The organism is Mesorhizobium sp. M1A.F.Ca.IN.022.07.1.1, from assembly GCF_003997575.1.
GTDB lineage: Bacteria > Pseudomonadota > Alphaproteobacteria > Rhizobiales > Rhizobiaceae > Mesorhizobium.
Map to the genome: position 1 here is coordinate 1 of NZ_RZST01000323.1, position 6,687 is coordinate 6,687.

The window sequence follows — 6,687 nt, forward strand, 5'->3', positions numbered from 1 at the left end:
GCCTCGCCGATGCCGATGACCGGCGCTTCGGTCGCGCAGCGCGCGGCGTCGAGCCCGGTATCGTCGAAGCAGGCGATCACATAGGCATCCGCCGCCGGCGCCTTGCTCATCTCGGCGATGATGCCCGGTACGGCGAACACCTCGTCGAAATAGCCCTCGATGCTCGGCGGACCATCGGCCGGATTGACAGCGACGATTTCGGTTCCTGATGAGGCGACGCTTGTCGCCGCCTTGCCGATCTTGCCGGTCATCGACGCGGTCGTGTTGGGGTTGATGACGAGTATGCGCATTAAAATCAGCCTCAGATCTCGCCGCCGAGATAAAGACGTTTGACCCGGTCGTCGCTCAGCAATTCGGCGGAGTTGCCGCTCAGGGCGACGCTGCCGGTGGTCAGCGCATAGGCGCGCTGCGAAATGCGAAGCGCCATGCGGGAATTCTGCTCGACCAACAGAACGCTGACCTTCTCGTCGCGGTTGATGGCGACAATCGAGCGGGCGATGTCCTGGACAAGTTTTGGCGCGACTCCGAGCGACGGCTCGTCGAGCAGCAAAAGCTTCGGCTTGGCCATCAGCGCGCGGCCGATGACCAGCATCTGCTGTTCGCCGCCGCTCATCGTGCCGGCAGCTTGGGAGAAGCGCTCCTTCAGCCGGGGAAAGCGCCCCAGCACCATCTCCAAGGTCGCCGCGATCTCGGCCTTGCTCGAGCGCGTGAAGGCGCCCATCAAAAGGTTGTCCCTGACCGTCATATAGGGAAAGACGCGGCGCCCTTCCGGCACCATGGCGATGCCCATCTTGACGATCTCGTCTGGAGCGGCGCCGTCGATGCGCTTGCCGCTGTAGTGGATCTCGCCGGACCTAATCCGGTTGAGCCCGGTGATGGCGCGCAGGATCGACGACTTGCCGGCGCCGTTGGCGCCGATCAGCGCGACGGTCTCACCCTCATTGACCTCGAGCGAGACGCCCTTCAGCGCATAGACGTGATCGTAATAGAGTTCGACGCCGGCGAAGTTCAGGATCTGGTTCATAGCCCGATCGCCTCGTCTTCGCTGCCGAGATAGGCTTCGATGACCTTCTCGTTGGCCTGGATTTCCGACGGTGTTCCCTCGGCGATCTTCTGCCCGAAATTGAGCACCACGATACGGTCCGAGATCTTCATCACGGCCGGCATGTCGTGCTCGACGAGCAGGATGGTGAGGCCGAGATCGCGCAGGCGCCGCACCATCGCCACCATGCGCATCGTCTCCTCGTGATTCATGCCGGCAAAGGGCTCGTCGAGCAGCAGGATCGAGGGATCGGTGGCAAGGCCGATGGCGATGCCCAGCGCCCGCAAATGGCCATGTGGCAGGTTGCGGGCGATCTCACTGGCAAGCGAAGCCAGGCCGAGCAGCCCCAGGATCTCGTCGGCGGACTGGCCGAAAGCCGCTTCGTCTGCCTTGGCCGTGCCGGTGCCGAGAAAGAAACCGACGAGGCTCGCCTTCGAGCGCAGATGATGCGCGATGATGACGTTGTCGCGCACGCTCATGTTCTTGAAGATCGTCGTTTCCTGGAAGGTGCGCACGACGCCCTTGCGCGCGGCGATATGCGGCGCCATGCCGGAGATGCGTTCACCCTTCAGGCGGACCTCGCCGGACGTTGGCCTGAGGAACGACGAGATCAGCTTGAACAGCGTCGATTTGCCGGCGCCGTTCGGACCAATGACCGAGAGAATCTCCTTCTCGCGCACCGAGAAGGAGACGTTGTTGACCGCGACGAGACCGCCGAAGCGCTTGGTGATGCCGGAAACTTCGAGCATTTCGGCCATGGCTCAAGCCTTCTTCCGGGTCGGAACCGTGAGGCTGAGCAGGCCGTTGGGCAGCACCAGCATCAAAACGATCATCAGGCCGGAATAGATCAGGAGCTGGAATTGGCCGGTCTGGAACAAGAGGTCCCAGCCGAAATAGAGCACCAGCGTGCCGAGCATCGGACCGAACACGTAGCCGAGGCCGCCGAGGAAGCAGTTCAGCATGAAGTTGACGGAATCGGTGACCGTGAAGCTCGACGGATAGATCGACTGCGAGATGGCGGCGAAGATGGCGCCGGCGAGACCGCCGAAGAAGGAGGACACCGCATAGGCGATGACGCGCAGATAGGCGATGTTGACGCCGATCGAGGAGGCGAGTTCCTCGTTCTGCTGCAGCGACTGGCAGAGCTTGCCGATGCGCGAGTTGACCAGCCGATACATCACCGCGAAGCAGCCCACCATCAGCGTGACCGCCAGCAGGTAGAACGCGAGCCGCGAATTCTGCAGCGTGGCGAAGTCCGGGATGATGGTCAGCCCGAAGACCGAGAGCGCGCCGGGCAGCGGGATGCTGACGATGCCCTTGGCGCCGTTGGTGATCGGCAGCGCCAGCGCCAAGAGCCGCACGACCTCGGTCAGAACCAGCGTCACCATGGCGAAATAGACGCCGCGCAACCGCAGGATCGGCAGACCGATCAGCACGCTCGCGGCGGCGCAGAAGAGACCGGCGACAGGCAGCGTCAGCCAGAACGACCAGCCGTGGTTCATCACCAGTATGGCCGAGACATAGCCGCCCATCAGCGCATAGGCGCCCTGGCCGATATTGATGCGGCCGATGTAGAAGGTGAGCCACACGCCGGCGCTGGCGATGCTGAGCAGCGCCACCGAAGTCAGCGTGTAGTAGAGGTCGATGCGGCCGCTGGCCGAGATCGCGGCCGGCACGGCGATGAAGACGATCGCCAGGAAGGCTGCGACCGAAGCGATCTTCATGTTGCGATTGCGGGTCATGGCGCGATCAACCCCACGGCTTGCCCATCAGCCCGTTGGGGCGGATCGACAGAAACACCATCAGGGCGGCGAAGATGACGAGATAGGTGACGTCGCCATATTCGCGCAGCGCGGTGAGGCCAACCGATTCCATCATGCCGAGGATGAAGCCGCCGGCGATCGCGCCGCCGACGACGCCGGCGCCGCCGATCATCACCATCAGGAAGGCCTTGATCGAGATCGGGCCGCCAATGCCGGAATTGACGCCGGTGATGGTGACCAGCAGGCCGCCGACAACGCCCGCCAGCATGGCACCGAGCGCGAAGCCGATCATGGAATAGCGGTCGACCCTGACACCCATCAGCTGGGCCGCGACACGGTCCTGAGCGAGCGCGCGCATGGCGCGGCCGACCCGGCTGTACTGCATGTAAAGGACAAAGGCGGCGATGAAGACGATGGCCAGAGCGCCGACAACCAGGCGGTCATAAGGCATGATGATGCCGGCCTCGTTGAAGACGCCTTTGACGATCTTGGGAACGCCGCGCTGCTTCTCACCGAACATGAGCAGGATGACGGCGTCGAAGAAGAAGGCCGTCGCGGCGGCGAGCAGCATGGTGCTCTCCTCGCGGTGACTGCGGCGGATAACCGTTCGAAAGAGGAATTTCTCCATCAGCGCGCCGATGACGGCGAGCGTCACGCCGGAGGCCAGCAGCGCCACCACGAAAGGCAGGCCGAGTTGGCCGTAGACGGTATAGGTGATGAACCCGCCCAGAACGTACATCTGCCCGTGGGCGAAATTCAGCACGTTCATCAGGGCGAAGATCAGGGTTAGCCCGAGCGCGATCAGCGCGTACTGGGCGCCGAGATACAATCCGTTGGCGATGACCTGTTCCATGGATCCTTCGATCTTCCGCGGGGTCCGAGCATCGCCCGGACCCCCGGCATTCGGGAGGAAGTAACCTTAGGAACCCAAACCTAGTCGACGGAGCCGACGAACAGGGTCTGGAAAGCGCCGTCCTTGTATTCGTTGACCACCATCGGCACGGCTAGCTGACGCTTCTGGCCGAAGGAGGTCGCGCCGACATAGCTCAGCTTGGCGTCGCCCTTGAGAAAGGGGTTGGGCGCCGAGAAGGTGTCCATGGTCTTCTTGAATTCGTCGACATTGTTGATAGCGGCCGGATTGGCCTTCATCGTCTCGATGATGTACTCCAAAGCGTAGACCTTGGTATTGGACTCGTCGTTATACTCGCCGAACATCTTGGTGTAGCGGGCGACGAACTCCTTCATCTCGTCGGAAGCGATCTCCGGCGTCGAGGCACCGCCGACGGAGATGAAGCCGTTGGCGTATTCGCCGGCGCCCTCCTCCAGAACCTTGGCGTCCTGCGCCGTCTCGGTCGAGATCAGGCCCTCGAAGCCGAGCTCGCGGGCGGCGCGGATGAGCAGCGGCGCGTTGGCCGGCGCCACGCCGGACAGCACCAGCAGATCGGGCTTCAGCGCGACGATCGGGGTCAGCACCGGCGTGAAGTCGCGGGTGTCGTTCTGGTACGTGTCGTTCTGCGCGACGACGTCGAGCCCGAGCGCCTTGGCCGCCTCGACGCCGCTGTCACGCTGGCTGAGCGGGTCGGATTCGTTCGCGGCGACAAAGGCGATCGTCTTCACGCCCTTGTTTTCCTTGAGGTATTTATAGATCGCCGGGCCCGACTGGTAGTTGGCGATCATGCCGAGCACGGCGTTCGAGGCCGGCTTCTGGTAGAGCGCCTTCGGGAAGGCGTAGGGGAAATAGATGATGCCGTTGGCCTCGGCGACAGGGCGCACCGCAGCAGCGCCGTCATCGACATTGGGTCCGACGACATAGTGGATGCCCTCCTGCGCCATCTTCTCCATGCCGGCGATGGCGCGCTTGGGATCCTTCTGGTCGTCGAAGGTGACGATGTTGATGTTGTAGGTGTCGTCGCCAATCTTGACGCCGCCTTTTTCGTTGAGCCAGGCGGCGCGCGTCTGCATCGAGCGCACATTGGACGTGCCCCAGGCGGCGGCGGGACCGCTGGTGACACCAACAAAGCCGATCTTCAGTTCCTTGTTTTCAGCCTGCGCGGACGGGATGCCTATGGCGGCCATGGCCAGGGTCGAGGCGGCGCCAAGCACCAGCGATTTCAAAGTCGAGCGTCGGTTGATCATATCGGTTCCCTTCTGGTTAGCGCGCTTTTGTTTAGCTCATGGGCTGCGCGGATAGCCTATGGGAAGCCGCCTGGGACAGATTGTCAACAGATTTATTTGTTATTGTATACAATGTTTGGGCTGAATGTGTGCGACGGCAGAGCGGCCCAACCGCGGGGCAGGCTGAGGACTGGCTGTCCGAACGGCCAGCCACCTCGGCGAACGATCAGTTCGCGGCATGATCAATGGGGCGGTCGCGGCTTGCCGACGGCTGGCCCGTACGAATGGCGCGGGGCAGACCTTATTTTCCGCAGTGATGGTCGTTGATTTTGTTCAGCGCGTTCGCGTCCGGCCCCCTCCGGTGGTACGAACATGCGCCCGCCGCCGAAGTGACCAGCATGGCGTCATAGTAGCGCGGTCCGCCGAACAGGATGTCGATGAGGTCGCCTTCGGCCGGAACGTAGCGCTCCTGCTCGACCGGGCGCTTGAGCTGCCGGTCGCCGGCGAACGTCGCGCCGGACACGCCAATGGCCGTGGCCAGAACGAGAGCGGAGATCGCAAGGTTTTTCGTCATCGGCGGCACCCTTCCGGCCATTCGGATCAGCAGCATATCCAAAATCGGCAGCGGAGCAAAAGTTCCCCGACTCCACATTCAAAATAGCTTGGCCCGATTGGGCGCTACACTCCTTCCCCGGAGTTGCTAAGGCTACTCGAAGGAGTAGGTAAAACCTTCCTTGGACGCGCCGACGGTGACCTTCGTCATCTTCGCACCCTCCAGCGAGCGGTTGAGCACGCCGCGGCTAAGCTCCGGCAGCAGCGTGTTGGTGAGGATGGCGTCGATCATGCGGCCGCCGGACTCGATCTCGGTGCAGCGCGCCTTGACCAAGTCCATGACGCCGTCGCCGATGACCAGTTCGGCATCGTTGGTCGCTTTAAGCCGCCGCGCGATCTTGCCGAACTGATGGCGGGCGATCGCCTCGATCATCGAATCCGACAGTGGATAATAGGGTATGGTGACCACCCGACCGAGGAAGGCGGCCGGGAAAACTTTCAGCAGCGGCGTGCGCAGGGCCGCGTCGAGATCGTCGATCCCGGTCCGCACGGTGCCGCTCTTGGTGCGGTCCATGATGACGTCGGAGCCGACATTCGAGGTGAGCAGGATCAGCGTGTTCTTGAAATCGATGCGCCGGCCCTCGCTGTCGTCCATCATGCCCTTGTCGAAGACCTGGAAGAAGATTTCGTGGACGTCCGGATGCGCCTTCTCGACCTCGTCGAGCAGGATCACCGAATAGGGTTTGCGCCGCACCGCCTCGGTCAGGATGCCGCCCTTGCCGTAACCGACATAGCCGGGCGGCGCGCCCTTGAGCGTCGAGACGGTATGCGCTTCCTGGAACTCGGACATGTTGATCGAGATCAGGTTCTGCTCGCCGCCATAAAGCGTCTCGGCAAGCGCCAGCGCGGTCTCGGTCTTGCCGACGCCGGAGGGGCCGCAGAGCAGGAATACGCCGACCGGCTTTTCCGGCGCGCCAAGGCCGGCGCGGCTGGTCTGGACACGTTTGGCGATCATCTCCATCGCGTGATCCTGGCCGACCACGCGTTCCGAAAGGGTCGCGGCCAGCCTGAGCGCTTTCTCGGTCTGGCTGGACAGCATCCGTCCGGTCGGGATGCCGGTCCAATCCTGCACCACGGCGGCGACCGCATTGCGATCGACCGAAGGCAGGATCAGCGGCGTCTCGCCCTGCGCCGCGGCAAGCTCCGCCATCAGCT

General features: G+C 63.2%; 8 protein-coding genes. All 8 read right to left on the minus strand.

Translation table 11 applies throughout. From position 1 onward, the window contains the following. The coding region (locus EOA75_RS26485) for an aspartate/glutamate racemase family protein (protein ID WP_245466743.1) at window positions 1-290 on the minus strand (290 nt) is incomplete at its 3' end. An 11-nt stretch (window positions 291-301) separates the two neighbouring features. Continuing rightward, a complete protein-coding gene (locus EOA75_RS26490) occupies window positions 302-1,024 on the minus strand; it encodes an ABC transporter ATP-binding protein (protein ID WP_066989044.1) in 723 nt (240 codons plus the stop codon). Further along, window positions 1,021-1,800 (minus strand): ABC transporter ATP-binding protein, encoded by a 780-nt coding sequence (locus tag EOA75_RS26495; protein WP_127325540.1) that lies wholly within the window; start codon window positions 1,798-1,800, stop codon window positions 1,021-1,023. The genes EOA75_RS26490 and EOA75_RS26495 overlap by 4 nt, the downstream gene beginning before the upstream one ends. Before the next feature lie 3 nt (window positions 1,801-1,803). Then, window positions 1,804-2,784, minus strand: a complete 981-nt coding sequence (locus tag EOA75_RS26500) for a branched-chain amino acid ABC transporter permease (RefSeq protein WP_066989047.1) — start codon at window positions 2,782-2,784, stop codon at window positions 1,804-1,806. 7 nt (window positions 2,785-2,791) lie between these two features. Beyond that, a complete protein-coding gene (locus EOA75_RS26505) occupies window positions 2,792-3,658 on the minus strand; it encodes a branched-chain amino acid ABC transporter permease (protein ID WP_095800998.1) in 867 nt (288 codons plus the stop codon). Window positions 3,659-3,738: 80 nt separating this feature from the next. Continuing rightward, on the minus strand, window positions 3,739-4,941 hold the full coding sequence (locus tag EOA75_RS26510) for an ABC transporter substrate-binding protein (protein WP_066989051.1): 1,203 nt from the start codon (window positions 4,939-4,941) through the stop codon (window positions 3,739-3,741). Between the two features lie 280 nt (window positions 4,942-5,221). Further along, window positions 5,222-5,530, minus strand: a complete 309-nt coding sequence (locus EOA75_RS26515; RefSeq protein WP_245466744.1) for a hypothetical protein — start codon at window positions 5,528-5,530, stop codon at window positions 5,222-5,224. Between the two features lie 96 nt (window positions 5,531-5,626). After that, on the minus strand, window positions 5,627-6,687 hold a 1,061-nt coding region (locus EOA75_RS26520; protein WP_127325541.1), incomplete at its 5' end, for an AAA family ATPase.

Bases quoted from the DNA above. Each gene is read 5' to 3' on its own strand.
- EOA75_RS26490 (WP_066989044.1), bottom strand. From the start codon at position 1,024: ATGAACCAGATCCTGAACTTCGCCGGCGTCGAACTCTATTACGATCAC.
- EOA75_RS26495 (WP_127325540.1), bottom strand. From the start codon at position 1,800: ATGGCCGAAATGCTCGAAGTTTCCGGCATCACCAAGCGCTTCGGCGGT.
- EOA75_RS26500 (WP_066989047.1), bottom strand. From the start codon at position 2,784: ATGACCCGCAATCGCAACATGAAGATCGCTTCGGTCGCAGCCTTCCTG.
- EOA75_RS26505 (WP_095800998.1), bottom strand. From the start codon at position 3,658: ATGGAACAGGTCATCGCCAACGGATTGTATCTCGGCGCCCAGTACGCG.
- EOA75_RS26510 (WP_066989051.1), bottom strand. From the start codon at position 4,941: ATGATCAACCGACGCTCGACTTTGAAATCGCTGGTGCTTGGCGCCGCC.
- EOA75_RS26515 (WP_245466744.1), bottom strand. From the start codon at position 5,530: ATGCTGCTGATCCGAATGGCCGGAAGGGTGCCGCCGATGACGAAAAAC.